Source organism: Streptomyces pseudovenezuelae, assembly GCF_029892565.1.
GTDB classification, from domain to species: Bacteria; Actinomycetota; Actinomycetes; order Streptomycetales; family Streptomycetaceae; genus Streptomyces; species Streptomyces pseudovenezuelae_A.
The window spans coordinates 1-24,993 of record NZ_JARXVH010000017.1; the positions used below are offsets into that span (position 1 = coordinate 1).

Here is a 24,993-nt window from a genome sequence, read left to right on the forward strand (position 1 = left end):
CGAACGGCTCGCACTACTGGCCATGCACCCACCGGGACCGAGAGGTCACAACCCTACTCGTGAGGGCTGCAGAAAGGATGGTCCTCTAATGAGCAGGGTCGGTCTCGAAGGACAGGTCGCCGTCGTCACCGGAGCGGCGCGGGGCGTCGGGGAGTTGCTCGCCCGCAAGCTGTCCGCGCGCGGCGTGAAGGTGGCGTTGGTCGGGCTCGAACCGGACGCCCTCAAGCAGGTCTCCGAGCGGCTGCACAGCGACAGCGACCACTGGTACGCCGACGTCACCGACCACGAGGCGATGGCCCGGGTGGCGCGGGAGGTGAAGGAGCGGTTCGGGAAGATCGACATCGTGGTCGCCAACGCCGGTGTGGCGACGGGCGGTCCGTTCGTCGACTCCGATCCGGACGCCTGGCGGCGGGTGATCGAGGTGAACCTGATCGGGTCGGCGGTGACGGCCCGGGCGTTCCTGCCCCAACTGATGGAGAGCCGGGGCTACTTGCTCCAGATCGCCTCCCTCGCGGCGATGACGCCGGCGCCGATGATGACCGCGTACTGCGCCTCCAAGTCCGGTGTGGAGGCGTACGCGCACAGCCTGCGGGCCGAGGTCGGGTACAAGGGCGTGCGGGTCGGGGTCGGGTATCTGTCCTGGACCGACACCGACATGGTGCGCGGGGCGGACCAGGACGAGGTGATGCGGGAGCTGCGCCAGCGGTTGCCGTGGCCGTCCAACAAGACGTATCCGCTGGGGCCCGCCGTCGACCGGATCGTCGCCGGGATCGAGCGGCGGTCGAGCCATGTGTACGGGCAGTGGTGGCTGCGGGGGATGCAGGGGGTGCGCGGGTATCTGCCGGGGGTCATCGGGACGGTGGGGCAGCGGGAGATGAAGCGGTTCGGGTCACGGTTGGAGGGCATGCGCGGCGGGCTCGTCGGTGCAGGTGGGACGGCGGATGAGGAGGCTCGCGCTACGCACCGTGACTGATCGAAATGCGAGGGTTGTCCTGGCGTGTGAATCTGGTCGAGGCCCGACCAAGGGCCTTCCCCCCACTCGATACGGGAGTGAACCCACATGGGTATGAAGGACCAGTTCCAGGACAAGTCGCAGGAGTGGCAGGACCAGGCCAAGAAGAAGATGGAGGAGGCCAAGGACGAGGCCTCCAAGCGGTCCAGCCGCCGTGACGAGGAGTCCGAGCGGGGTGCTCCGCAGCGTCAGCAGGAGGAGCAGGACCGTATGGACCAGGACTTCGACGTCTAGGTCTGTCCTGTCCTACGGACGTGGGGTGCCCTGTGTGCTGGGGTGCCCCACGTTTGTGTTGCTGGGAGGGGTGCGTTGTCGGGTGCGGGTGCGTGGGGGCTGGTCGCGCAGTTCCCCGCGCCCCTGAAAGACAAAGACAGGGCGTTGCCGCCTGCCCCTCACTCTCGCGGCGGCAACTTTGGCCTCGACCGGTCTGGGACCGCCGAGTAGTCCGGCGGTGTCGCCGGTGCCCTCGTCTCCAGTAGGTCGACGGCCAGGCGGATCGCGTCGTCCAGTTGGACGTGGCGGCCCTCCGCCCAGTCCAGGGGCGTGCGGAGGACCTCCAGGTCGGGGGTGACGCCGTGGTTCTCGACGCTCCAGCCGTACGCGTCGAACCAGGCCGCGTTCATCGGGACCGTGATGACCGTGCCGTCGCCGAGGCGGTGGCGGCCGGTCATGCCGACGACTCCGCCCCAGGTGCGCTGGCCGACGACCGGGCCCAGCTTGAGCAGCTTGAACGCGGCGGTGATCATGTCGCCGTCGGAGGACGTCGCTTCGTCGGCCAGGGCTACTACCGGGCCTCGGGGAGCGTTTCCGGCGTACGAGACCGGCTGGGCGTTGCGGGTCAGGTCCCAGCCCAGGATCACTCGGGTCAGTTTCTCGACGACCAGCTCGCTGATGTGGCCGCCCGCGTTGCCGCGTACGTCGACCAGCAGCGCCGGGCGTGACACCTCCATCCGCAGGTCGCGGTTGAACTGGGCCCAGCCGGAGCCGCCCATGTCGGGGATGTGGAGGTAGCCGCAGCGGCCGCCGCTCAACTCCCGTACCACCGCCCGGCGTTTGGCCACCCAGTCCTGGTAGCGCAGGGGGCGTTCGTCGAGGAGGGGGACGACGGCGACGCGGCGGGCGCGGCCCGCCTCGCCCTCGGCCGGGGTGAAGGTCAGCTCCACCGTGGTGCCGCCCGCGCCCGCCAACAGGGGGTACGGGCCGGTCAGTTCGTCCACCGGGCGGCCGTCGACGTGGGTGAGGACGGCGCCCTCGCGGATGCCCGTGCCGGCCAGCGGGGAGCGGGCCTTGGAGTCGGAGGAGTCGCCGGGGAGGATGCGGTGGATCGTCCAACCCTCCTCCCTGCGCACGAAGTTGGCGCCGAGCAGGCCCTGTCGGCGCTGGTAGTGCGGTGGGCCCTCGTTGCGGCGGGCGGGGGTGACGTAGGCGTGGGAGGTGCCCAGTTCGCCGAGGACCTCGCGCAGCAGGTCGGCGAACTCGTCGGGGGAGGCGACCCGTTCGAGCAGCGGGCGGTACTGGTCGAGGACCGCGTCCCAGTCGATGCCGCACATGCCGGGGTCCCAGAAGTAGGCGCGGATGAGGCGGCCGGCCTCCTCGTAGGACTGGCGCCACTCGGCGGGCGGGTCGACCTCGTGGAGGATGCGGCGGAGGTCGATCCAGACGGTCGAGTCGCCGTCGCCGGACTCGGTGGAGGGGACCGCGCGGAGTTCGTCCTCGTCGACCACGACCAGCCGGGTGCCGTCGCCGCTGATCGCGAACCAGTCGAGGTGGTCGACCAGTTCGGACTTCTTGGCCTTGCTGATGTTGAAGTACTCCAGGGTCGGCCGCCCGCTGGTGTCGTCCGGGTTGGCGAAGGTCTCGCCCAGCGCGCCCGAGATCGGCCAGCGCAGCCAGACCAGTCCGCCGCCCGCGACCGGGTACAGCGCCGAGTACTTGGAGGCGGTGACCGGGAAGGGCGTGACCCGGCTCTCCAGGCCCTCCACCTCGACGGTCACCGCGCCGTCCGCGCCCTCCTCCTCCACCGGGTCCAGGCCACCGGCGGCCGGGCGGCCCTCGGGGCTCAGCGCGAAGGGGGAGGGCGTCGCGGAGGAGAGCGGGACCAGGTAGGGGCGGCAGCCGAGCGGGAAGGAGAGGTCTCCGGTGTGGACGTCGTAGACCGGGTCGAAGCCGCGCCAGGACAGGAACGCGAGGTAGCGGCCGTCCCGGGTGAAGACCGGGTTCTCGTCCTCGAAGCGGCCGTTCGTCACGTCGACGATCAGGCGCTCGCCGCCCGCGAGTCCCGCAATGCGGGCCATCTTGATCTGGCGCAGCGAGCGGCCGATGCCGGGGTGCGACCAGGTCAGCCAGGCCCCGTCCGGGGAGAAGGCGAGGTCGCGGACCGGCCCGTTGATGGACCGGATCAGCTCGGTGACCTCCCCGTTGGAGTCTTCCGTGGCGTCGATGAGGAGCAGCCGGCCGTCGTGGGAAGCGATGGCGAGGCGCTCGCCGCGCGGGTCGGCGACCAGTTCCAGGACCCGGCCCAGCTCGCCGGAGGCGAGGCGGCGCGGCTCGCGGTCGCCGCTCGCGCGGGGCAGGGAGGCGATCTCGACCGCGTCCTCGCCCTCGGCGTCCGTGACGTAGGCGACCTGGCCGAGCGAGCCGAGCATCTCCGGGAGCCGGGCCCGTACGCCCGGGGTGTCGGTGATGGTGCGCGCGGGACCGTCGCGGTGGGTCAGCCAGTACAGGCTGCCACGCACCACGACGGCGCTCGCGCGGCCCGTCTCGTCGACCGAGAGCCCGTCGACGTGCTGGGCGGCCGGCACCTGGTACGTCCGCCGGCCCGCGCGCGGCCCGCTGAGCCGTACCTCCAGGCGGCGCGGTTCGGAGCCGGCGGCGAGGTCGTCGACGATCCACAGATCGCCCGCGCACTGGTACACCACCCGGGTGCCGTCGCTCGCCGCGTGCCGGGCGTAGAAGGCGTCGTGGTCGGTGTGCCGGCGCAGCCCTGAGCCGTCGTACGCGCAGGAGTAGAGGTTGCCGACGCCCTCGTGGTCGGAGAGGAAGGCGATCCGGCCGCCGACGAACATGGGGGAGTCGAGGTGCCCGCCGAGGTCGGCCAGCAGCCGTTCCCCGTGCAGCCAGAGGCGGCCGGTGGCGCCGCCCCGGTAACGCTTCCAGGCGGCCGGTTCGTGCGGCGGGGTGCCGGTCAGGAGCAGGGTCCTGCGTTCGTCGTCGAGGTCGGCGACCTGGATGTCGGAGACCGGGCCCCAGGGCAGCTTGCGCCCCGGGTCGCCGTCGGTGGCGACCTTGTAGGCCCAGGTGAAGTACGAGAAGGGCTCGCCGTGGGAGGCGACGGCGAGGATCGTGCCGCCCGGGTCCCAGCCGCAGACCTGGGTGTCGGGCGAGCCCCAGTAGGTGAGCTGCCGCCCGGGCCCGCCGTCCACCGGCACGAGATGGATCTCGGGCACCAGACTGCGCCAGCTCGTGTACGCGATCTGCCGGCCGTCGGGCGAGAAGCGGGGGTGGCCGGTCTTCGTGCGGTCGACGGTCAGCCGCCAGGCACGCTCCCGGCCGTCGAGCGGGGAGAGCCAGAGGTCGTCCTCGGCCACGAAGCACAACAGGTCACCGCTGAGATGAGGCAGGCGCAGATAGCTCACCTCCCCATGCTTTTCCGGCTGATGGGCACCAGCAACTCGTGAACCGTCTCGAACTTTCACGGGCCCTTGTGGCGGGTCGTTCTTACGGATCCCTCACACACGTGACCCAGCGCACGTACGAAACGGTTTCGTTTCGTTGGCGATCGGGGTATCTTCATGGTTGTACGAACGAGTGAGCACGCGGAGTGAGAAGGTGAGAGGCATGACCGAGGTTGTCGCAACGGCGCGTCGCAGTCGGATCACGCCCGAGCGTGAGGCCGAGCTCTACGAGGCCGTGCTCGACCTGCTCCGCGAAGTCGGCTACGACGCCCTGACCATGGACGCCGTCGCCGCCCGCACCCGTTCCAGCAAGGCCACGCTCTACCGCCAGTGGGGCGGCAAGGCCGAGCTGGTGGTACGGGCCATCAAGCACACCAAGCCGGACCACAGCGAGGGCATCGACACCGGCTCGCTCCGGGGCGACCTGCACGCCTCCATCAGGCTCGACGACGACTGCACCATCGAGAAGAACTCGTCGTTGATGCGGGGCGTCGCCATGGCGATGCACAACAACCCGGATCTGCGCCGGGCCTTCCGGGCGCAGCTCGTCGAGCCGGAGATGACCGGCTTCAACCTGATGATCCGGCGTGCCATCGACCGGGGCGAGGTCCGCGCGGACTGCCCCGCGCTGGAATTCGTGGTGCACATGATGGTCGGCGGCTTCGCGACCAAGGCGCTGCTCGAGGACGAGCCGCCCAGCCAGGCCTTCCTCGTCTCGTACATCGACGCCGTGGTTCTCCCCGCCCTCGGTGTACCCACCAGCTGATCCCCCCGCCTCAGGCGTACCCACCAGCTGAAGCCTCCCCGCACCCACTGCACCACCTCGCCACCTGACGTCACCGCTCAAGTCGTCGGGACGATCACCCCTGCCTCCCCGCCGGGTTGATCACCCCTGCCCCGCACCACCACACGACCTGACCGGGAGACGCCCTCGTGGCCACGATCCTCTACAAACTCGGCCGGTTCGCCTTCAGGCGACGGCATTTCGTCGCCCTGTTCTGGGTGGCACTGCTGACCCTCGTGGGTGTGGGCGCGGCCAGCGCCCCGGCCGCGGGAACGACCTCTTTCACGGTCCCGGGGACCGAGGCCCAGAAGGCCTTCGACCTGCTGGAACAGCGCTTCCCCGGTACGACCGCCGACGGCGCCACCGCGCGGGTCGTCTTCAAGGCACCGGCCGGCGAGAAGATCTCCGCCGGCGCCAACAAGGCGACCGTCACCAAGACCGTCGACGAACTGGCCGACGGCTCGGAGGTCACCTCCGTCGCCGATCCGTTCAAGTCGAAAGCCGTCAGCAAGGACGGCACGATCGCCTACGCCTCGGTGAGCTACAAGGTCTCCGGCATGGAGCTCAAGGACTCCTCACGGGACGCCCTGGAGGACGCCGCCAAGCAGGCGCAGGACGCCGGGCTGACCGTCGAGGTCGGCGGTGACGCCCTGCAGACGACGCCGGAGACCGGATCCACCGAGATCATCGGCATCGCGGTCGCGGCCGTCGTCCTCGTCATCACCTTCGGCTCGCTGATCGCGGCCGGTCTGCCCCTGCTGACGGCCCTCATCGGCGTGGGCATCGGGGTCGCGGCGATCACCGGCCTGGCCAGCGCACTTGACCTCGGCTCGACGACCTCCACCCTGGCGATGATGATCGGCCTCGCGGTCGGTATCGACTACGCCCTGTTCGTCGTCTCCCGCTATCGAGCCGAACTGGCCGACGGCCGAGATCGCGAGGAGGCGGCCGGACGGGCCGTCGGCACGGCGGGCTCCGCGGTGGTCTTCGCGGGCCTGACGGTGGTCATCGCACTGGTCGGCCTCTCCGTCGTCAACATCCCGATGCTGACGAAGATGGGCATAGCGGCCGCCGGCACGGTGGCCATCGCGGTCTTCATCGCCCTCACGATGATCCCGGCGCTGCTCGGCTACGCGGGCCGCAAGGTCAAGCCGGCCGGCCAGAAGAGCAGGTTCCTGGGCGGGGCCCGCGCCGCCAAGAAGGCCGACAAGCCCAACATGGGCACGCGCTGGGCGAGCTTCGTCGTACGCCGTCCGGTCGCCGTGCTGCTGTTCGGCGTCGTGGCCCTGGGCGCCGCGGCCATCCCCGCGAGCTCCCTCGAACTGGGCCTGGGCGACGACGGTTCGCAGCCGACGTCCACCACCCAGCGACGGGCGTACGACCTCCTCTCGGACGGCTTCGGGCCCGGCTTCAACGGCCCCCTGATGATCGCGGTCGACGCCAAGGACAGCGACTCCCCCAAGGCGGCGGTGACCGAGGTCCGCGACCGGATCAAGGGTCTGGGGGACGTCCAGTCGGTCACCCCGGCGAACTTCAACAAGGCCGGCGACACCGCGACGATCACCGTCGTCCCCGACTCCAAGCCCTCGTCGGTGACGACCGAGGACCTGGTGCACTCCATCCGTGACGCGGGCGCCGACATCAAGGCCGACACCGACGCGACGGTGCTGGTCACCGGCACGACGGCGATGAACATCGACGTCTCGCAGAAGCTGAACGACGCGCTGATCCCGTATCTGATCCTGGTCGTGGGCCTGGCCTTCCTCCTGCTGATCGTGGTCTTCCGCTCGATCCTGGTTCCGCTGAAGGCGGCCCTCGGCTTCCTGCTCTCCGTCATGGCGGCGCTCGGCGCGGTGGTCGCGGTCTTCCAGTGGGGCTGGTTCGCGGGCCTGCTGGGCGTCGAGGAGACCGGCCCGGTCATGTCGATGATGCCGATCTTCATGGTCGGCGTGGTCTTCGGCCTCGCGATGGACTACGAGGTCTTCCTCGTGACCCGTATGCGAGAGGCCTACGTCCACGGCGAGAAGGCGAGCCAGGCCGTCGTCACCGGCTTCAGGCACGGCGCACGGGTGGTCACGGCCGCAGCGGTGATCATGATGGCGGTCTTCGCGGGCTTCATCGGCTCCAGCGAGTCCATGATCAAGATGATCGGCTTCGGCCTCGCGATCGCGGTCTTCTTCGACGCGTTCATCGTCCGCATGGCGATCGTGCCGGCGGTTCTCGCGCTGCTCGGTAAGCGGGCCTGGTGGCTGCCGAAGTGGCTGGACCGGGTGCTGCCGAACGTCGACGTCGAGGGCGAGGGCCTCAAGGCCCTGTCGGACGCGCAGGCGGATCCGGACGAGAAGAAGGAGCTGGTCCGGGCCTAGAAGGCTTGGCCCGGAGGTAGTCACGGCGGCCTCTCGAACCCGCAGGGTGTAGTGCGCTACACCCCGGGTTCGGGAGGCCGCTCCCTCGTTGCGGGAGGCGCCGGACGGGATCGTGGACACCGGATCGAAGAGATCCGGAACTCCATGTCTTCCCTGGTCAGAAAGGCCCTCCGATGCGTTCTCCCATTGCCGCCGTCAAGAAGTTCGTCGCCGACCTCGTCCTGTGGAGCTGCTTCGTCGGCGGCCTCGCCGCCAGCACGGCCGCGGGTACGGTCCTCGACGGCACCGGCAAGAACATCGCCACGGCCGCCGGAGCGGTGGTCGCGCTCGTCGCCGGCTCGCGCATCGCGAAGAAGCCGAAGATCAAGGCGTTCCTGTCCCGACCGGGGACCCTCTGGTTCCTGTTCCTCTTCAACGGCGGTACCGCGGTCGCCATGTACTTCACGATGGACGGCATCAAGGGCATCCTGGCCGCCGCGATGATGGGCCTGGTCTCGCTGGGAGCGGCGGGCGGTCTGATCGCCGGTCGCCGCCAGCGCGCGGAGGCGGCTCGGCAGGCGGCTCCCGCTCAGACTCCGTGGGCGTGAGCCGGGCGGGCGTCCAGCGCCCGCCGGACCTCGGCCGCCGGGAACGGAGTCCGTTTGCTCTCCGTGAGCAGCCGGCGGTGGAAGCCGTCGAGGACGAGAGCGTGCGGGGCGTGGCGGTCGAGAACAGCGGCGATGTCCGGGGGGACGGTGGTGGTGGCGTCGGGGGCGGTGGCCGGTCGGCGCCCCTCGCTCCACTCGCGAAGAAAGACCCCGTGCTCCTTCCCGCCGCGTACGGCCTCCGGCAGGTGGTGGCGCAGCAGGTGGGTGGGCGCGTAGCTGCGGTCGTACACGAGGTGGTCGGTGAGGAACTCGGCTTCCTGCGGGGAGAGTTCGAAGTCGCGGCTCAGGGCGAGACCGAAGTCGGCGAAGTAGATCTGCCGGTCGTCGGTGAGCACGTTGGCGAAGTGCGCGTCGAAGTGCACGAACCCGCGTGAACTCATGAACTCCGTCCCCCGCGACAGGGCGTCCGCCGCCCAGCGATGGTCAGGGACGTCGGCGAGCCGGTCCCCGAGCGTGCGGGGCAGGTGTTCCAGGAACAGTACGAGGCTGAAGTCGGCCCGCCCGATGGCCTCCAGCCGACGGCGTACGGCATCCGACCCGTCCCAGTGGGTGACGGCTCCTTCGATCCCGCCGAACTCGTCCGCGAAGTCGGTCGGGGGCTGATCGGGCAGCACCCTCCAGTGATACAGCAGCGGGAAACCGGCGTACTCGTTCCGCAGGACCCAGGCGGTGGTGATGAGGTGCGCGGCGAGTTCCCGCCAGGCGCCGAACCCCGCCGACCCGGCGCCGTACTGGTAGAAGGTGGGCAGCCCGAAGAGATTGGCCGTCGAGCGCACATGCTCCGGCCTCAACTCGACGTCCGTCAGCGGGACTCGCTTCACGAATACGGCCGTCCCCTCGACCTCCATCTCGGCCCGCCGCCCCCCGATCCCCGAACCGACGGCTGGTGCGGCGGCCACGGCGTCGGCGAGCCGGAGGTCGCTGAGCAGGGAGAGCCGGGTGCCGACGGTGGTGTGGGCGGCGAGGCGAGCGCCTGTGCCTGTGTCTGCGGCGGCGGTTGCGGTTGCGGTTGCGGGGAGAGGCTCGGTCTCGGACATCGGCGGCTCCAGAAGTATGGGGTGTTCAGCGCTGGTCGGTATTCAACTCGGCCCACACCGTCTTCCGTGGATACGGCCCCATGCCCACGCCCCATCGATCCGACAGGGCCTCCACCAGGACGAGGCCTCTCCCCGACTCGGCGTCTGCGGTGGGGGCGAGGCGGGGGAGGACGTCGGCGCGGGTGTCGGTGACCTCGATACGGAGGGTGTCGCCGACGACGTAGAGGGTCAGACGGAAGTCCCTTCCCGGTACGCGACCGTGCGTCACCGCGTTGGCGGCCAGCTCGGCGACGATCTGCGTTGCCTTCTCCAACGGGAGTTCCCAGGCGCGGAGTTGTTCGGACGCGAGCAGTCGGGCGAGGCGGGCGCCTCGGGGGGTGGGGGAGAGGGGGACCGAGAAGTTGCGGATGGGGTTGTCGGGTTGGGGGTCGGGCTGGGGTTGAGGCTGGGGAGGGGTGGTGACTTCTTGATTCATGTCACTCAGAGTGGCCGCTTTTGCTTCCCTGGGTGAGTGGTGGTGCTGGTACGTAGCGTGACTGTCTCGGCTTTGTCCCGCACTGTCTCGTCGGTCTCGGAGGTCGTACGGGTACGGAATTGCGATGTGGAGGTGGGGCATGAACGTGATTGAGGACGAGGCCGGTTGGGATATCGAACCCTGCGACGAGATCGAGCCGTTGGTCCAGGCGGTGGGACGGATGCTCAGGGTTTTCCGTGAAGCGGCGGGGATGCGTGTGGCCGACCTGGCGGAGGCGATGCGCCACGGCGAGGACATGATCCGGAAGATCGAGCGCGGGGTACGCATTCCGAGGCCGGAGTTCCTGGACAAGGCGGACCAACTGCTGAACGCCCAAGGACATCTGAGGGCCTTCATGGAAGACATGCGGAGGGCTCGGTACCCGAAGAAGCTGCGGGAGCTGACGCAACTGGAGGAGCGGGCGGTCGAGCTGTTGTTCTACAGCAGCCACAACATCAACGGGTTGCTGCAGACGCCGGAGTACATGCGGAAGCTGTTCGGGATGAGGCAGCCTCCGCTCAGCGAAGAGGTCGTGGAGCGTGAAACGGCCGCCCGCATGGTCCGAAAGGAGATCTTCGGAAGGGAGCCCGCCCCAATGCTCAGCTTTGTCCAGGAACAGGTGACGCCCGAACGACCCATCGGGGGAAGGATGGTTCTACGGCGTCAGCTCGAACACCTTCTGGAGGTATCGGAGTTGCGGAACGTCTCACTGCAGATCATGCCTACCGATCTGGAGGAGCACGCAGGAGGCTCGGGCCGGATCCAGGTGCTGAAGTTCGCTGATGGCACGGCGATCGGGCGGTCCCCCGGAGCGTTCAGCGGGCGTCCGGTTGAGCACCCGCGGGATCTTCGGATCCTTGAGTTGCGCTATGGAATGATCCGGGCGCAGGCTCTCACACCAGGAGAGTCACGAGAGCTCATCGAACGACTACTGGGGCGACTATGAGCACCACGCAACTCCACTGGTTCAAGAGCAGCTACAGCGATGACAACGAACCCGGCGATTGCGTCGAAGTGGCCGTGGCCCCCACCACGATCCACATCCGTGACTCCAAGTCCCCCCGGTCAGCCCACGTCACTGTCACCCCGACCACCTGGACCGACTTCCTGGAGCGGCTATGACCACCCTGTCCGACCGTCCCAACACCGCTCTGCTGGTGATCGACGTGCAGGTCGGCGTCGTGGCCGAGGCGTACGCGCGTGACGCGGTCGTCGCCAATATCGCCGGGCTCGTCGACAGCGCGCGAGAGCGCTCCGTGCCGGTCGTCTGGGTGCAGCACTCCGACGACAACGTGCCGCAGGGAAGCGACGCCTGGCAGTACGTGCCGGAGCTGACCCGTCGCGACCCGGAACCCCTCGTGCCGAAGCGCTACCCCGACTCCTTCGAGGACACGAGCCTGGAGGACGTACTGGCCGAGGCCGAGGTCGGACGCCTCGTCGTGGTCGGCGCGTCCACCGACGCGTGCATCCGGTCCACGATCCACGGCGCCTTCGTACGCGGCTACGACGTGACGCTCGTCGGCGACGCCCACACGACGTCGGACCTGAGCCGGTGGGGTGCGCCGCCGCCGGAGCAGGTCATCGCGCACACGAACCTGTACTGGAAGTACCACGAGGCCCCGGGCCGCACGGCGGAGGTCGCCGAGACGAAAGAAGTGACGTTCGGGAACTGAGGAGGCGGCCAGAACTCGGTCGCATGCCCCGGGCACCCACCATTACCGTGCCTGCATGACCACGAACGACACCGAAGACACCCAGGACTCCGGAGCCAGCCCCCGATTCGCCGAGGCGCTGCGGGAGTTGGGGCTGGCGGACCTGCTCGGCCGGATCCGCCGCTTCCCGGACGCGACCCGTACCGCCGCCGAGGCCGCCGCCGCGATCGGGTGCGAGTTGAGCGAGATCTGCAAGTCGCTGATCTTCGCGGCGGACGGCGTCCCGGTACTGGTGCTGATGGACGGGGCGTCGCGGGTGGACGTCGAACGCGTCCGTCAGGAACTCGGCGCCGAGAAGGTCACGCGGGCCAAGGTGGACGTCGTACGGGAGACGACCGGGTACGCCATCGGCGGGGTGCCGCCCTTCGGACACCGCACCAAGACCCGCGTACTCGCGGACCGTTCGCTGCTCGACCACGACGTGGTGTGGGCCGCGGCCGGCAACCCGCACACCGTCTTCCCGATGGAACCCAAGGAACTCGTCGCCCACGCCGGCGCCACCCTCGTGGACGTGCGCGAGCGCGACTCGTGACCCCCGTGGTGGCCACGGCCGTCCTGCTGGCCGCGGTCACGCACGCCAGTTGGAACGCGATCGCCCACCAGATCACCGACAAGCTGGTCGGGTTCACGCTGATCGCGGGCGGCGGGGTGCTGATCGGCCTGGCGATGATGCCGTTCGTGGCGGTGCCGGCGGCCGCAGCGTGGCCGTACCTCCTTGTCTCCGCCGTCATCCACATCGCGTACTTCGTGCTGCTGATGCGGTCGTTCAGGCTCGGCGACTTCGGCCAGGCGTACCCCATCGCCCGCGGCACCGCGCCCTTGGTGGTCACCCTCCTGGCCGCCGTCTTCGCCCACGAGGTCCCCAACGCCTGGGCCGCCGCGGGCATCGCCCTGTCCTGCGCCGGCCTGACCGGCGTCGCCGTCTGGGGCCTGCGCGGCAGCCGTCCCAACTGGCCGGCGATCGGCGCCGCCCTGGCCACCGGCCTGACCATCGCCGCGTACACGGTCGTCGACGGCCTGGGCGTCCGCGCCTCGGGCTCGTCGCTCGGCTACATCGCCTGGCTGATGGCGGCGGAGGGCGTGGCGATCCCGGCGTACGCGGCCACCCGCTGGCGAGGCGAACTCCTCACGGTCCTACGCCCGTTCGCCACACTCGGCCTACTGGGTGCGGCGTTGTCGGTCGCCGCGTACGGCCTTGTCCTGTGGGCCCAGACCAAGGCGGAACTGGCACCGATCTCCGCCCTCCGCGAATCGTCGATCATCGTCGGCGCGGCCATCGGCGCCATCTTCTTCAAGGAACGCTTCGGAGTCTCCCGGATCGTGGCCGCCGTACTGCTGGTGGCGGGGATCGGGTTGATGCTGCGGGCCGGTTGAGACGTCACTGAGCGGCTGGGCTGCGCCTCCTGGTAGCGGCGATCACTATGCCCGTCCCCGCCATTCCGTACAGCGTGAAGCAAGTTCCCTGACGGTAGAGGGATCGGCGTTTCAGGTCCTGGGCGAACTTCAGTTGCTGGTACGTGCTGGTGCCGACCGAGTGACCGGTGACGGTGTCGTAGGAGAGTTGGCACGTGTCGCCACGCCTCATGCGGCCGGGGTGGTCCTCGCCGTCCGCGCCCAGGTGAAGCCCGGGGCAGTCAGGGATGCCGTAGGCGGAGCCTGCTCTGAGCAGGGACACCACACCCCACAGCAGTGGAATCAGGAACAGGACGAGTAACACGGCCCTAGATCGCATCAGGTCCCCTTGAGTCGTTTCATTCGGTGATTCGGCGGTGCGGGAGGACAGCCAACGCCGCAGGTGACGGTAGTCGGGCCGCGGCGTGAGCGGATGGGTGGGTAGCTTGCTCGGCGTGGAGATGGGTGGCGATGAGACTCGGCTGGTCGTGCTGCGGGGCAACAGTGGTTCGGGCAAGTCGTCCGTCGCCGCCGGTCTGCGGGAGCGGTTCGGACGTGGACTGGCGCTGGTCGGTCAGGACAACCTGCGGCGCATCGTGCTGCGCGAGCGGGACCGGCCGGGGGCGGCGAACATCGGGCTGATCGGCCTGACCGCGCGCTACGCCCTCGACGCCGGCTTCCATGTCGTGGTGGAGGGCATCCTGTATGCCGACCACTACGGCGAGATGCTTGCCCGGCTGTGCGCCGACCACCGTGGGCCGACGCACAGTTACTACCTGGACATCCCGTTCGAGGAGACCGTGGCCCGGCACGCCACCAAGCCGATCGCCGACGAGGTCGGTGAGGCGCAGTTGAGGGACTGGTACCGGCCGCGCGATCTGCTGCCCGGCGCGGTCGAGACCGTCATCGGGGCGGACAGCACCCTCACCGAGACCGTCGACCGGATCATGCTCGACACCGGCCTGGCCACGCTGCCTGCCGTGGACCGTTGACCTCGGCCGGTTACGCCCCGGCGGCCGTCACAGGATGTCCGCCAGGCGGTCCACCTGGTTCGGGTCGACGCCGTAGCAGTAGAGCATCACCTCGTCGGCGCCGAGGTCGGTGAAGGCGGTGATCGCCTCGTGGATCTCGGTGGGCGTGGTGAGCATGCCGGACACCATGCGGTCGGCGATGCCCGTGAAGGCGTAGTACGCGTGCATGTTGGTGCGGGCGTCCTGGATCACGTCGTCCGGGCCCAGCGCGACGTTGACCTGGGCGACGATGCGCGGTTCGCCGGGGCGGTCGTACTGCTTCCAGAACCGGCGCGCGGTGTCGAACAGGCCGCCCGCCCAGGAGGGGGCCGCGGCGGCGAGGAAACCGTCGCCCCAGCGGGCGACGCGTTCGATCGCGGCGGGTTGGAAGCCGCCGAAGAGGACCTCGGGGCCACCGGGCCGAGCGGGGGCGGGGCCGATCGGGCCGACCTCGACTCCGCCCCGGACACCGTCCTCGTACGGCTCGCCCGCCCAGAGGCGGCGCATCACCGCCATCTGTTCGTCCAGGCGCCGGCCCCGCGTGTGCATGTCGGTGCCCGAGGCCCGGTGGTCGTCCTCACGGCCGCCGACGCCCAGGCCGAGGACGAGGCGGCCGCCGGTCATGCGGTCCAAGGTGGCCGCCTGCTTGGCCAGGAGTGCGGTGTCGCGCAGCGGGGCGAGCAGGACCTCGGTCTGCACGCGGATGCGGGAGGTGGCGCCCGCGAGGAGGGCGAGGGCGACCAACGGCTCGGGGTTGTCGTAGACGAGACGGTCGAGCAGGCCGAGGGTGGTGAAGGGGCCGGCGTCCGCGCGTTGCGCCCAGGTCAGCAGGGCGGCGGGGTCGCCGATGGGCAGGCCGATACCGACGTTCATGAAGGAGCCTCCGAAAGGAAGGGTCGACAAAGCTGCTGCCGCCCCTCCGGCACCTCATCGAGGAGGTGGGACGCTCCCGCCCTGCGGCTTGCTTCTGGGGAACGTCTCGTCGAAGTGCCCTCACCGTAGGGCGTTGTGGAGGGCGGGGACAACTGGATTTGGGCCGACCTCGGCCCTGACGGCCACTGCCCGGCCCCGACAGCCACGCACCCGCCCCGGCAGCCACATCAATCGTCAATTACCGGTTGACGATTGGAGGCCGTCAATTTAAAGTTGACGCATGAGCCCACTCGACATCAGCCTCGCCGACCTGATCGCCCGTCTCGACGAGGAACTGCCCGAATCCGACGAACTGGGCCGCATCAGCGAGGCACGACTGCGCGCCCAGACCCTGTCCGACCTCGGTGACCAGCTCATCGACCACTACGTCAGCAAGGCCAAGCAGGGCGGCGCGTCGTGGACCGAGATCGGCGACGCCATCGGCGTGACCAAACAGGCCGCCCAACAGCGCCACGCGCCCGGCCCGTTCGAGAGGTTCACCAACCTGAACCGGCACAGCATCGTGCTGGCGCAGGAGGCCGCCCGTACGCACAGGCACGACTCCATCGGCACCGAACACATGCTGCTCGGCCTGCTCGGCGAACCGCGCGGCCTGGCGTACGAGGTGCTGGTGGCGAAGACCGAGTCGGAGCAACGCGTCCGCGACGCGATCGAGGAAGCCCTGCCGCCGGCCGGGGCGAAGGCGCTGCGGGGTCACATCGCGTTCCGGCCGGAGAGCAAGGACGCCATCGGGCAGGCCCGCCGCGTGGCGGCCGAACTCGGCCACGACTGGGTCGGCACGGAACACTCGCTGCTGGGCCTGATCCACGTCGAGGAGAGCCCGGCCGCGCAGATCCTGCGCAACCTCGGCTTCACATCGGACGAGTTGCACGAGACGGTGAAGACCGAGGTCGCCAAACGGCTCGCCGCGCCCGACAAGGACTGACCAAAAGACTCAGACCCGCCGTACCGCCACCGCGTCCACCTCGAACAGCATCCCCGGCAGCGCGAGAGACGCGACGCCGCTCAGGGTCTGGGCCGGCAGGCGGTCCCCGAAGTGCGTGTGCAGCGCCTTGCCCAGGGCCTCCAGCTTCGTGACGTCGTGGTCGACGACGAACGTGCCCAGCCGCACCACGTGTTCGAAGCCGAGCCCCACCCCCGCCAGCGCCGACCGCAGTCGGTCGAAGGCCACGTCCACCTGCGCGGCGAAGTCGCCCGGCACGGGTGACCCCGTCGCGTCGGACGCGTACTGCCCGGCGATGAAGACGAGTTCACCGGGTGCCGAGACGGCGTGGCTGTAGCCGAAGGGGGTGGGGTCGTGGAGCGCGGGCGGGTTGGTGATCGTGCGGGCGTCGTCGTCCTTGGGCGTCATGGACGGGGAACATCCCGCACACCTCCGCCCATTCCAGCCCCGCCCGTTCCCGTCCGCCGACCCCGCGCCTACGCGCCGCCCCCGCCTACTCCGCCGACAAGGCTGCCCGCACCGCCCGCACCAACGCCTGTGCCCGAGGATCCGCCGTCACGCTCGCCCGGAAACCGTTCGTCACATAGCCGAAGGCGATACCCGAATCCGGGTCGGCGAAGCCGAGGGCGCCGCCGCGGCCGGGGTGGCCGAAGGAGGTGGGGGAGAGGAGCGGGGAGGCGGCTCCGTGCAGCATGTAGCCGAGGCCGAAGCGGGTCGGCACCACGAGCACGCGGTCCGGTCCCGCGGAGCGCTCCGTGCGGGCCAGTTCCATCGTCTCCGGCGTGAACAGCCGCTGCCCGCCGTCCACTTCACCGATCAGGGCCGCGTAGAAGCGCGCCAGACCGTCCGCCGTCGCGATCCCGTTGGAGGCCGGGAGCGCGGCGGCGCGGTACGCCGGGTCGTTCTCGTCGGGGAGCGGGGTGATCGTGGCGAAGGCGCGGTTGGTGAGGGAGTGCGGGTCGGCGTACGCGTCGGCGACCGCCCGCTTGGGGCGGGTCCGCAGGCCGGCCGGCTCCGGGGGCGGGTCCACCTGCGCGACCCGGCCCACGCGTGCCGCCTCCGAAGCCGGCAGTCCCAGCCACAGATCGGCGCCGACCGGGCCCGCGATCTCGTCGGCGATCAGCTCGCCCGGCGAACGGCCCGTGATCCGCCGTATCAACCCGCCCGTCAGCCAGCTGTACGTCTGCGCGTGGTACCCGTGGTCCGTGCCCGGCTCCCAGACCGGCGCCTGTGCCGCGACCGCCTCGGCGCCCAGCACGGGGTCCGCGGCCTGCGCGGGGGTCAGCGGGCGGTCGAGGACCGGGACGCCGGCGCGGTGCGCGAGCAGGTGCCACACCCGCGTCCGGTCCTTGCCGGCCGCCTTGAACTCCGGCCAGTACTCGCCCACCGGCGCGTCCAGGTCCAGCTCTCCGCGCTGGTGCAGCAGCAGGAGTACGGCGGCGGCGACGCCCTTGGTCGCCGAGCGCACGATCTGCGCGGTGGACGGCTGCCACGGCTCGGTGCCGTCGATGTCCTTCGTGCCGCCCCACAGGTCGACGGCCCGGTGCCCGTCCCGGTAGACGACGACGGCCGCGCCCCGGTCCCCGAGCACCTCGAAGTTCCGCGCGAACGCCTCCCTGACCGGCTCGAAGCCCTCGGCCACCACGCCGTTCACGTCCACGCCCGTACTTCCCTCCGGATCACCCGCGACTGTGGGGAAACGCCCTCACTGTGGGGAGAAACGCCCTCCTCCGGCATGCGATTCCCCGGCGGCCCCATGTCCCGATGCCCCGACGGCAGGCCTCAACCCAGCAGGATCGTGACGTCGACGTTCCCGCGCGTCGCGTTCGAGTACGGGCACACCTCGTGCGCCGCGTCCACCAGCTTCGCGGCGATGTCCGGGTCCAGGACCGGGAGCGAGACGCTGAGGGCGACCGCGAGGCCGTAGCCGCGCTGCGGGTTCGGACCGATGCCGACCTTCGCGGCGACCGTGGAACCGGTCAGGTCGAAGCCCGAACGGCGGCCCACCAGCACCAGCGCGTTGTGGAAGCAGGAGCTGTAACCGGCAGCGAAGAGCTGCTCCGGGTTGGTGCCGTTGCCGTCGCCGCCCAGCTCCGGCGGCATCGCGACCTTCAGCTCGATCTGGCCGTCCTGGCTGGTGACGTAGCCGTCCCGCCCGCCGTGCGCGGTCGCCTCGGCGACGTACATGATCTTCGTCGGACGGGTGTCCACGGCGACTGCGACCGCGTCGTCCGTCATGACCGGCCTCCCCCGGGGCGAGTGTGCATAGGTGCCACATACATCCTGCCCACGGTACTGGTCGGTAGGTCCGCAGGTGTTACCCGGGGGTAGCAACCGTCGGTAACCCGAGTTCAGGGGGGCCGACCCGGGTTCAGCGAGCCGTCACCGACCGCGGATCGAAGCCGAACGGCAGCTCCAGTCGGTGCGCCTGCATCAGCTCCTCGTCCGCGAGCACCTCCGCAGTCTTCCCGTCGGCCGCGATCACGCCCTCGCTCAGGATCAGCGCGCGCGGGCACAGTTCCAGGGCGTACGGCAGGTCGTGCGTGACCATCAGGACCGTGACGTCCAACGAGCGCAGGATGTCGGCGAGTTCGCGGCGGGAGGCCGGGTCGAGGTTGGAGGAGGGCTCGTCCAGCACGAGGATCTCCGGCTCCATGGCGAGGACCGTGGCGACGGCGACCCGGCGGCGCTGGCCGAAGGAGAGGTGGTGCGGGGGACGGTCCGCGAAGTCCGCCATGCCGACCGACTCCAGGGCCGTACGCACCCGTTCCTCCAGTTCGGCGCCCTTCATCCCGGCCGCCGCCGGGCCGAACGCCACGTCCTCGCGGACCGTCGGCATGAAGAGCTGGTCGTCCGGGTCCTGGAAGACGATGCCGACCCGGCGCCGGATCTCCGCCATGTGCCGCTTGCCGACCGGCAGTCCGGCCACGTGCACGGTGCCCGCGCCGCCGGTCAGGATGCCGTTGAGGTGCAGGACGAGGGTGGTCTTGCCGGCGCCGTTCGGGCCGAGCAGCGCGACCCGTTCGCCGCGTCCGACGGTGAAGTCGACGCCGAACAGGGCCTGATGGCCGTCGGGATAGGCGTAGGCGAGGCCGGAGACCTCCAGGGAGGCGGGCGGCCCGGCGGACGCGGGGGAAGCGGTACTCACAGGGTCCATCCCAACACGCAGACGGCCAGGGCCGCGACGGGGAGCGCGAGGGCGTACGACCACTGCGCCCGGGAGGCGGTCACCTCGTCGATGACTGGCATCGAACCGGCGTACCCGCGGCTGATCATCGCCAGGTGCACGCGCTCGCCGCGCTCGTAGGAGCGGATGAACAGCGCCCCCGCCGACTTCGCGAGCACGCCCCAGTGCCGGACACCCCGGGCCGCGAAACCCCGTGACTCGCGGGCGATCCGCATCCGCCGCATCTCGTCCGCGATGACATCGCCGTAGCGGATCATGAAGGACGCGATCTGCACGAGCAGCGGCGGGAGCTTCAACCGCTGCAGGCCCAGCAGGAGTTCGCGTAGTTCGGTGGTGGAGGCCAGCAGGACGGAGGCGGCGACGCCGAGGGTGCCCTTGGCGAGCACGTTCCACGCGCCCCACAGGCCGTTGACGCTCAGGGACAGGCCCAGCACGTCCACCCGCTCGCCCTCCGCGACGAACGGCATCAGCACGGCGAACGCGACGAACGGCACCTCGATCAGCAGCCGGCCGAGGAGGAAGCCGGCCGGCACGCGTGCGACGTACGCGACGACGCCCAGCAGGACGGCGTACAGCGCGAACGCCCACATCGCCTCGCGCGGTGTGGAGACCACGACCACCACGAAGGCGAGGACGGCGGCGAGCTTGGTGTGCGGCGGCAGCGCGTGCACGGGCGAGTGCCCGTGCCGGTACAGCCGGTGCGCGTGCCCCGCTCCCACGTCAGACGCTCGTGTTCGCGGCGCCGGTGGTGCCCGCGGTGCTCGTGGGCGAGACGTCGTCGGACGTACGCCGGCGGCGCACCGCCCAGAACACCGCGCTGCCCGCGACGATGGTCACACCCACGCCGAGAACGCCCGCCAGCCCCCCGGACAGGCGGGCGTTCTCGACAGCCTTGACGCCGTAGTCGGCGAGGGGGGAGTCGGCCGACGCGTGCTGCTCGGCCTTCTCGTCGATGCCCTTGTCGGCGGCGACCTTCTCCAGGCCGTCGGGGTTCGAGGAGGCGTAGAAGCTCACGAACCCGGCGAGGACGAGGGAGGTCACCAGACCGGTGATCCACAGCGCGCGCCGGGAGGTGCGCGCCGCGACGGGCGCCGTATGCGCTGCCTCGGCCGCCGGTACGTCGACGAGCGCGCCGCCCACCCGCAGCTTGAGCTTCTGCTCCAGACCGCGCGCCCCATGGACGAGGTCGGGGCGTACGGCGATCACCGCGCCCACGGTCAGCGCCGTGATCGCCGCCTCGCCGATGCCGATCAGGACGTGCACGCCGATCATCGCGGTCGCGACCTTGCCGATGGAGACGTCCGTCGTGCCGCCGACGGAGTAGAGGAGCGTGAAGGCGACCGCGGCGGCCGGGACCGAGAGGAGCGCGGCGACGAAGGAGGCGACGGTGATCGAACGCCGCTTGCGCGGCAGCACCTTCACCAGTCCCCGGAACACCGCGTACGCGACGACCGTCGTGACGATCGCCATGTCGGTGATGTTCACGCCGAGCGCGGTCAGGCCGCCGTCCGCGAAGAGAATGCCCTGCATGAGCAGGACGACGGAGACGCAGAGGACCCCTGTGTAGGGGCCGACGAGTATCGCCGCCAGCGCTCCGCCGAGCAGATGGCCGCTTGTTCCGGCCGCGACGGGGAAGTTGAGCATCTGTACGGCAAAGATGAACGCGGCCACCAGACCTGCCAGTGGCGCGGTGCGTTCGTCGAGCTCGCGGCGCGCGCCGCGCAGGCTCACGGCGATGGCGCCCGCTGCGACGACTCCGGTCACGGCGGAGGTGGGGGCGTTGATGAATCCGTCAGGCACATGCACCGTTCGATAATAGAGGCTTATTGCGAACCCTTTGCAAGAGCTAGAAGCTCCTGAATCGTGCATGTGACTTGTCCGACGTCAAGGAGCGAGAACAGGAAAATGTGCGACATTGGAGGAGAAGCGGACGCACAGCTTTCACATAGGTTACGCAGCGTTAGGGGCCGCCCGATGTCTGTAGTCGAACAGTACGCGCGAGCCCATATCGTCACGGACGCCGAGATCCCGGACGACGCGACCGTTCCGGTCGTCCTGCGCTACGACCCGGAGGCCGACCCGCGTTCGGTGCGCTTCGGACTGCCCGGAGTGCACGAGTGGACCTTCTCGCGTGCGCTGCTCGAACAGGGTCTGCGTGCCCCGGCAGGCAGCGGTGAGGTCCGCGTCTGGCCGTGTGGGCGGGTACAGGCGGTGGTCGAGTTCCACTCGGCGAAGGGTGTCTCGGTGGTGCAGTTCGAGTCGAAGGCCCTGTTGAGGTTCCTGCGCCGCACCTACATGGCGACGGCGCCGGCCAACAGCTGATCAGCCGCCCATCCGAAGCAGTGCCGCGACGATCGGTCCCGCCGTGTCGCCGCCGTGGCCGCCCGCCTGGACCACGCCGGCCGCGGCGAGATCGCCGCGGTACGCGGTGAACCAGCCGTTCGGTTTCTCCTGGCCGTCGACCTCCGCGGAGCCGGTCTTGGCACCGTAGTTGGGGCCGAGACCCGCCATCGCCTTGGCCGCCGTGCCGTACGCGGCCGTGTACTGCATGACGTCCTTCAGCTCGGCCTGTGTCGTCGACGACATCGTCCGCGAGGCCTTCGCCAGCGTGCGGTCGTCCACCGTCGGGGAGACCAGGTAGGGCTGGTGGAAGGAGCCCGTCGCCACCGTCGACGCCACCGACGCCATGTTCAGCGGGTTCATCCGCACCCCGCCCTGGCCGATCAGCGAGGCGCCCATCTGCGCGCCGCTCTGCACCGGGACCGCGCCGTCGAAGGTCGGGACACCGATGGCCCAGTTGTTCATGCCGAGTCCGTAGACCTGCTGGGCCTCCTTCGTCAGGTCGCTGTCGGACAGCTTCGGCGCGAAGTTGATGAAGGCGTTGTTGCAGGACGCCCCGAAGCTCATCTTGAACGTGCCCTGCTTGATCTCGGAGTCGGCGTCGTTGTGGAAGGTCCAGCCGGCGAGCTTGTACGTCTTGGGGCAGGGGTGCGAGGCGGTCGGAGTGGTGAGGTTCTTCTCGAACAGCATCGTCGACGTCACGATCTTCATCGTGGAGCCGGGCGCGAGGGAGCCCTGGAAGGCGACGTTGAAGCCGTGCGAGGTGTTGGCCACGGCCAGGATCTCGCCGGTCGAGGGGCGCATCACGACCGTCGACGCCCGCGCCTGCTTGGCCACTTGCTGCTCGGCGGCGGCCTGGAGGGTCGGGCTGAGCGTCGTCTTCACCGAACCCGGCGTGCCCTTGGCCAGCGTCAGCAGCGTCTTGTCGGACAGCTTGGCCTTCTCGGACGCCTTGCCGCGCACCACGTCCAGCTCGACGCCCGCCTTGCCGCCGGCGACCTTGCCGAACTTCTCCCGCAACCCGTCCAACACCGGGCCCAGCGACGGGTACTTGGCGGTCGTCAGCTCGCCGCCGTCACGGTCGTAGGCCTTGATCGGCGGGGTCCCGGACTCGCCGGTGACCAGGGTGTCGCCGTCCTTGAGGTCCGGGTGGACGACGGCGGAGGCCCAGTCGACCAGCGGCTTGCCGTCCTCCTTGTTCCGCACGACCGTCAGCGAACTCTCGTACGCCAGCGGCTTGCTGGTGCCCTTGTACGACACCGTGCCCTTCACGGAGAAGGGGACCTTGTCGCCGGTGCGGGTGCCCGGGGTGAGGGTGACGCCCTCGATGTGGGCGTCCTTGGTGTAGCCGGTGAGTAGCGTGGTGGCGGCCGTCGTGTCGTTGGTGACGGCGGCGGCCAGCGGGACCTTGCCCTGCTGCCAGGCCGTGAGGAACCGGGTGGCCGCGGTGGTGACCTCGGTCGCCGACAGCGGGCCGGTCTTGACGTCCTTGTGGTCGGCGGACGCGGACGTGTTGGTCGTCCGGTCGTCGGCCGCCGCCCCGCTCCCGTACAGCGCGTAGACGCCGAAACCGGCGCCGCCGACGACCACGGCGATCATCCCGCCGATCACGGCGGGCTTGGTCTTCCGTCGCTCGGCGACGCGCCCTCTTTTACCCACAGTTCCGATTCCTCCGCCGATTCCCCAGGGTCCCCGTTGCCCTCACGCACACCTCAACGACGGTAGTCACCCTAGAGTCCCGTCCTGTACGGGTGACTTCAGCCACCACTCCGTAGCACAGCTGCGACAATCGGCCCGGCCGCGTCTATGCCGTGGCCGCCGTCCTGCGTCATCGCCGCGGCCGCCACGTCGCCCCGGTAGCCGGTGAACCAACTGTTCGACTTGGACTGCCCGTCGACCTCGGCGGAACCGGTCTTCGCGCCGAAGTTCGGACCCAGGCCCGCCATCACGCCGGCCGCGGTGCCGCTGGTCGCGGTGCGGTTCATCATCGCGCGCAGCTGCTCGACCGTACTCGCGGACAGGCCCTTGGCGGTGGCCAGTTGGCGGTCGTCGAGCTTCGGGGAGACGATGACCGGCTGCCGGAAGGCGCCCGTCATCGCGGTCGCCGTCACCGACGCCATGTTCAGCGGGCTCATCTGGACCTGGCCCTGGCCGATCATGTTCGCCGCGGTGTCCGGGCCGCCGGAGGCCGGGACCGAGCCGTCGAAGGACGGGATGCCGCTCTTCCAGTTGTCCCGGCCGAGCCCGAAGCGGTCCTCGGCCTCCTTGGTGAGCGAGTCGACCTGCACCTCGTCCGCGTACTTCACGAACGCGGTGTTGCAGGAGCGGGCGAAGCTCTCCGAGAGCGTCGCGTTCAGGTTCGGGGCCATGCCCTTGAGGTTGTGGAAGGTCTGGCTCTGCCACACCGCGTCGTTCGTGCAGGGCGCCGGGCCGTTCATGCTCGTGATGCCGTTGTCGATGAGCGTGGCCGCGGTGAGGATCTTCATCGTGGAGCCGGGCGCCAACTGGCCCAGGAACGCGGCGTTGAAGCCGTCCGCGCGGTGGTTGGCGACCGCGAGGACCTCGCCGGTGCTCGGCTTGACGGCCACCACCGACGATTCCGCGTACTTCTTCACCGCGGTCTCGGCCGCCGCCTGCGCGCTCGCCCTCAGGGTGGTCCGCAACTCGCCCGGCTTGCCCTTGGCGAGGGTCAGCAGCGAGGTGTCGGCGGAACCCTCGGTCTCGTGCCGGATCGACAGCTCGACCCCGGGCGTACCGCCCGCGCTGTCGCCGTACTTGGCGCGCAGCTCGTCGAGGATCGGCCCCAGCGAGGGGTACTTGGCCGCGGTGAGGACGGTGCCGTCCCGGTCCACGGCCTCGATCGGCGGATTGGCGGCCTCGCCGGTGACCAGCGTGTCGCCCTTCTTGAGCTGCGGATGCACCACGGACGGCTGCCAGTCGACGAGCGCACGCCCGGTGGTCTTTCCTCTGACGACGGTCAGCTCACTCCTGTACGAGAGCGGCTTGGACTTCCCCTCGTACGACACGGTCGCCTTCACGGAGAACGGCACGGTGGCCCCGGTGGCGGTCCCCGGCGTGATCTTCACGTGAGTGATGTGCGCGTCGGTGCCATAAGCGGTCAACAACGGCTCGGCACCGACATCGTTGTTCGTGTACGTGGCCGCCTTCGCCCCGTCGCCCTGCTCCCAGGCCGCGAAGAACTTGGCCGACGCGTCCTTGACCTCCCCGGCACCGGGCGGCCCGGTCTTCACGGCACCCGTCCCGGATCCCTCGTCGCCGCTCACCGCACCGACGATGTTGTAGGCCCCGTACCCGGCCCCACCCACCATCACGGCGAACACCCCGCCTATGACGGCGGTCCTGACCCCCCGGCCCATGAAACGTTCCCCTCCCCGCGAGCCCTCCCCACGCCTCCAGGGTCTTCTGAACACGTTCAGAAAGG

Annotated in this window: 26 protein-coding genes; 13 read left to right on the forward strand and 13 right to left on the reverse strand. The window is 70.1% G+C overall.

What is annotated here, in order from left to right:
* Positions 1–88: 88 nt before the first annotated feature.
* Positions 89–973 carry an SDR family oxidoreductase gene (locus M2283_RS38950; RefSeq protein ID WP_280881251.1) on the forward strand — a complete coding sequence of 295 codons (885 nt, stop codon included), beginning with the start codon at positions 89–91 and terminating at the stop codon, positions 971–973.
* A gap of 87 nt (positions 974–1,060) precedes the next feature.
* A complete protein-coding gene (locus M2283_RS38955; protein WP_280881252.1) occupies positions 1,061–1,246 on the forward strand; it encodes a hypothetical protein in 186 nt (61 codons plus the stop codon).
* 158 nt (positions 1,247–1,404) lie between these two features.
* Here M2283_RS38955 and M2283_RS38960 read toward each other — a convergent pair whose 3' ends face one another.
* Positions 1,405–4,647: a S41 family peptidase gene (locus M2283_RS38960; protein ID WP_280881253.1), complete on the reverse strand. Its 3,243-nt coding sequence runs from the start codon at positions 4,645–4,647 to the stop codon at positions 1,405–1,407.
* Positions 4,648–4,849: 202 nt separating this feature from the next.
* Here M2283_RS38960 and M2283_RS38965 point away from each other — a divergent pair, with 202 nt between their 5' ends.
* The 3 genes from M2283_RS38965 (at position 4,850) to M2283_RS38975 (ending at position 8,423) form a co-directional block, all read left to right on the forward strand.
* The gene (locus M2283_RS38965) at positions 4,850–5,452 is read left to right on the forward strand and encodes a TetR/AcrR family transcriptional regulator (protein ID WP_280881254.1); all 603 of its coding nucleotides are present in this window, start codon (positions 4,850–4,852) and stop codon (positions 5,450–5,452) included.
* A 167-nt stretch (positions 5,453–5,619) separates the two neighbouring features.
* A complete protein-coding gene (locus M2283_RS38970; protein WP_280881255.1) occupies positions 5,620–7,836 on the forward strand; it encodes an MMPL family transporter in 2,217 nt (738 codons plus the stop codon).
* Between the two features lie 173 nt (positions 7,837–8,009).
* Positions 8,010–8,423: a hypothetical protein gene (locus M2283_RS38975; protein WP_280881256.1), complete on the forward strand. Its 414-nt coding sequence runs from the start codon at positions 8,010–8,012 to the stop codon at positions 8,421–8,423.
* Here M2283_RS38975 and M2283_RS38980 read toward each other — a convergent pair.
* A complete protein-coding gene (locus M2283_RS38980; RefSeq protein WP_280881257.1) occupies positions 8,405–9,520 on the reverse strand; it encodes a protein kinase family protein in 1,116 nt (371 codons plus the stop codon). The genes M2283_RS38975 and M2283_RS38980 overlap by 19 nt on opposite strands.
* 25 nt (positions 9,521–9,545) lie before the next feature.
* The gene (locus M2283_RS38985; protein WP_280881258.1) at positions 9,546–9,995 is read right to left on the reverse strand and encodes an ATP-binding protein; all 450 of its coding nucleotides are present in this window, start codon (positions 9,993–9,995) and stop codon (positions 9,546–9,548) included.
* Positions 9,996–10,134: 139 nt separating this feature from the next.
* Between M2283_RS38985 and M2283_RS38990 the strand changes: the two genes are divergently transcribed.
* From M2283_RS38990 to M2283_RS39010, 5 genes are read left to right on the forward strand one after another with little or no spacing between them, the layout of a single operon-like run.
* Positions 10,135–10,980, forward strand: a complete 846-nt coding sequence (locus M2283_RS38990) for a helix-turn-helix domain-containing protein (RefSeq protein ID WP_280881259.1) — start codon at positions 10,135–10,137, stop codon at positions 10,978–10,980.
* Positions 10,977–11,156, forward strand: coding sequence for a DUF397 domain-containing protein (locus M2283_RS38995; protein ID WP_280881260.1), 180 nt, complete (start codon positions 10,977–10,979; stop codon positions 11,154–11,156). The genes M2283_RS38990 and M2283_RS38995 overlap by 4 nt, the downstream gene beginning before the upstream one ends.
* On the forward strand, positions 11,153–11,707 hold the full coding sequence (locus M2283_RS39000) for an isochorismatase family protein (protein ID WP_280881261.1): 555 nt from the start codon (positions 11,153–11,155) through the stop codon (positions 11,705–11,707). The genes M2283_RS38995 and M2283_RS39000 overlap by 4 nt, the downstream gene beginning before the upstream one ends.
* Before the next feature lie 55 nt (positions 11,708–11,762).
* Positions 11,763–12,278, forward strand: a complete 516-nt coding sequence (locus M2283_RS39005) for a YbaK/EbsC family protein (RefSeq protein ID WP_280881262.1) — start codon at positions 11,763–11,765, stop codon at positions 12,276–12,278.
* Positions 12,275–13,120, forward strand: a complete 846-nt coding sequence (locus tag M2283_RS39010; RefSeq protein ID WP_280881263.1) for a DMT family transporter — start codon at positions 12,275–12,277, stop codon at positions 13,118–13,120. Before M2283_RS39005 ends, M2283_RS39010 begins: the two co-directional genes overlap by 4 nt.
* Before the next feature lie 4 nt (positions 13,121–13,124).
* On the opposite strand, the gene M2283_RS39015 is transcribed toward M2283_RS39010, so the two are convergent.
* Positions 13,125–13,463 (reverse strand): hypothetical protein, encoded by a 339-nt coding sequence (locus tag M2283_RS39015; protein ID WP_280881264.1) that lies wholly within the window; start codon positions 13,461–13,463, stop codon positions 13,125–13,127.
* A 136-nt stretch (positions 13,464–13,599) separates the two neighbouring features.
* On the opposite strand from M2283_RS39015, the gene M2283_RS39020 reads away from it, so the two are divergent.
* On the forward strand, positions 13,600–14,130 hold the full coding sequence (locus tag M2283_RS39020; protein WP_280881419.1) for a kinase: 531 nt from the start codon (positions 13,600–13,602) through the stop codon (positions 14,128–14,130).
* A 27-nt stretch (positions 14,131–14,157) separates the two neighbouring features.
* Here the strand turns inward: M2283_RS39020 and M2283_RS39025 are convergent, their stop codons facing one another.
* Positions 14,158–15,021, reverse strand: coding sequence for an LLM class flavin-dependent oxidoreductase (locus tag M2283_RS39025; protein WP_280881265.1), 864 nt, complete (start codon positions 15,019–15,021; stop codon positions 14,158–14,160).
* Between the two features lie 280 nt (positions 15,022–15,301).
* On the opposite strand from M2283_RS39025, the gene M2283_RS39030 reads away from it, so the two are divergent.
* Positions 15,302–16,006 carry a Clp protease N-terminal domain-containing protein gene (locus M2283_RS39030; protein WP_280881266.1) on the forward strand — a complete coding sequence of 235 codons (705 nt, stop codon included), beginning with the start codon at positions 15,302–15,304 and terminating at the stop codon, positions 16,004–16,006.
* Positions 16,007–16,015: 9 nt separating this feature from the next.
* Here M2283_RS39030 and M2283_RS39035 read toward each other — a convergent pair whose 3' ends face one another.
* The 6 genes from M2283_RS39035 to M2283_RS39060 form a co-directional block, all read right to left on the reverse strand.
* Positions 16,016–16,432, reverse strand: a complete 417-nt coding sequence (locus M2283_RS39035; RefSeq protein WP_280881267.1) for a RidA family protein — start codon at positions 16,430–16,432, stop codon at positions 16,016–16,018.
* An 85-nt stretch (positions 16,433–16,517) separates the two neighbouring features.
* Positions 16,518–17,684: a serine hydrolase domain-containing protein gene (locus M2283_RS39040; RefSeq protein WP_280881268.1), complete on the reverse strand. Its 1,167-nt coding sequence runs from the start codon at positions 17,682–17,684 to the stop codon at positions 16,518–16,520.
* A 122-nt stretch (positions 17,685–17,806) separates the two neighbouring features.
* Positions 17,807–18,262 carry an organic hydroperoxide resistance protein gene (locus M2283_RS39045; RefSeq protein ID WP_280881269.1) on the reverse strand — a complete coding sequence of 152 codons (456 nt, stop codon included), beginning with the start codon at positions 18,260–18,262 and terminating at the stop codon, positions 17,807–17,809.
* Between the two features lie 133 nt (positions 18,263–18,395).
* On the reverse strand, positions 18,396–19,181 hold the full coding sequence (locus tag M2283_RS39050; protein ID WP_280881270.1) for an energy-coupling factor ABC transporter ATP-binding protein: 786 nt from the start codon (positions 19,179–19,181) through the stop codon (positions 18,396–18,398).
* On the reverse strand, positions 19,169–19,930 hold the full coding sequence (cbiQ, locus tag M2283_RS39055) for a cobalt ECF transporter T component CbiQ (protein ID WP_280881271.1): 762 nt from the start codon (positions 19,928–19,930) through the stop codon (positions 19,169–19,171). The genes M2283_RS39050 and cbiQ overlap by 13 nt, the downstream gene beginning before the upstream one ends.
* A 1-nt stretch (position 19,931) precedes the next feature.
* Positions 19,932–21,017 carry an energy-coupling factor ABC transporter permease gene (locus M2283_RS39060; RefSeq protein ID WP_280881272.1) on the reverse strand — a complete coding sequence of 362 codons (1,086 nt, stop codon included), beginning with the start codon at positions 21,015–21,017 and terminating at the stop codon, positions 19,932–19,934.
* Between the two features lie 168 nt (positions 21,018–21,185).
* On the opposite strand from M2283_RS39060, the gene M2283_RS39065 reads away from it, so the two are divergent.
* Entirely contained in the window at positions 21,186–21,533 is a 348-nt protein-coding gene (locus M2283_RS39065; protein WP_280881273.1) for an SsgA family sporulation/cell division regulator, read from the forward strand.
* Here the strand turns inward: M2283_RS39065 and M2283_RS39070 are convergent, their stop codons facing one another.
* Positions 21,534–23,210: a penicillin-binding transpeptidase domain-containing protein gene (locus tag M2283_RS39070; RefSeq protein ID WP_280881274.1), complete on the reverse strand. Its 1,677-nt coding sequence runs from the start codon at positions 23,208–23,210 to the stop codon at positions 21,534–21,536. It abuts the gene before it with no gap.
* 98 nt (positions 23,211–23,308) lie between these two features.
* Entirely contained in the window at positions 23,309–24,928 is a 1,620-nt protein-coding gene (locus M2283_RS39075; protein ID WP_280881275.1) for a penicillin-binding transpeptidase domain-containing protein, read from the reverse strand.
* Between the last annotated feature and the right edge of the window lie 65 nt (positions 24,929–24,993).

Excerpts from the sequence above, each read along its gene's own strand:
- M2283_RS38985 (WP_280881258.1), bottom strand. The coding sequence starts at position 9,995 with ATGAATCAAGAAGTCACCACCCCTCCCCAGCCTCAACCCCAGCCCGAC.
- M2283_RS38975 (WP_280881256.1), top strand. The coding sequence starts at position 8,010 with ATGCGTTCTCCCATTGCCGCCGTCAAGAAGTTCGTCGCCGACCTCGTC.
- M2283_RS38955 (WP_280881252.1), top strand. The coding sequence starts at position 1,061 with ATGGGTATGAAGGACCAGTTCCAGGACAAGTCGCAGGAGTGGCAGGAC.
- M2283_RS39045 (WP_280881269.1), bottom strand. The coding sequence starts at position 18,262 with ATGACGGACGACGCGGTCGCAGTCGCCGTGGACACCCGTCCGACGAAG.
- M2283_RS39035 (WP_280881267.1), bottom strand. The coding sequence starts at position 16,432 with ATGACGCCCAAGGACGACGACGCCCGCACGATCACCAACCCGCCCGCG.
- M2283_RS39000 (WP_280881261.1), top strand. The coding sequence starts at position 11,153 with ATGACCACCCTGTCCGACCGTCCCAACACCGCTCTGCTGGTGATCGAC.
- M2283_RS38995 (WP_280881260.1), top strand. The coding sequence starts at position 10,977 with ATGAGCACCACGCAACTCCACTGGTTCAAGAGCAGCTACAGCGATGAC.
- M2283_RS39075 (WP_280881275.1), bottom strand. The coding sequence starts at position 24,928 with ATGGGCCGGGGGGTCAGGACCGCCGTCATAGGCGGGGTGTTCGCCGTG.
- M2283_RS39005 (WP_280881262.1), top strand. The coding sequence starts at position 11,763 with ATGACCACGAACGACACCGAAGACACCCAGGACTCCGGAGCCAGCCCC.
- M2283_RS38950 (WP_280881251.1), top strand. The coding sequence starts at position 89 with ATGAGCAGGGTCGGTCTCGAAGGACAGGTCGCCGTCGTCACCGGAGCG.
- M2283_RS39065 (WP_280881273.1), top strand. The coding sequence starts at position 21,186 with ATGTCTGTAGTCGAACAGTACGCGCGAGCCCATATCGTCACGGACGCC.
- M2283_RS39030 (WP_280881266.1), top strand. The coding sequence starts at position 15,302 with ATGAGCCCACTCGACATCAGCCTCGCCGACCTGATCGCCCGTCTCGAC.
- M2283_RS39050 (WP_280881270.1), bottom strand. The coding sequence starts at position 19,181 with ATGGACCCTGTGAGTACCGCTTCCCCCGCGTCCGCCGGGCCGCCCGCC.
- M2283_RS38965 (WP_280881254.1), top strand. The coding sequence starts at position 4,850 with ATGACCGAGGTTGTCGCAACGGCGCGTCGCAGTCGGATCACGCCCGAG.
- M2283_RS39020 (WP_280881419.1), top strand. The coding sequence starts at position 13,600 with ATGGGTGGCGATGAGACTCGGCTGGTCGTGCTGCGGGGCAACAGTGGT.
- M2283_RS38990 (WP_280881259.1), top strand. The coding sequence starts at position 10,135 with ATGAACGTGATTGAGGACGAGGCCGGTTGGGATATCGAACCCTGCGAC.
- M2283_RS39025 (WP_280881265.1), bottom strand. The coding sequence starts at position 15,021 with ATGAACGTCGGTATCGGCCTGCCCATCGGCGACCCCGCCGCCCTGCTG.
- M2283_RS38980 (WP_280881257.1), bottom strand. The coding sequence starts at position 9,520 with ATGTCCGAGACCGAGCCTCTCCCCGCAACCGCAACCGCAACCGCCGCC.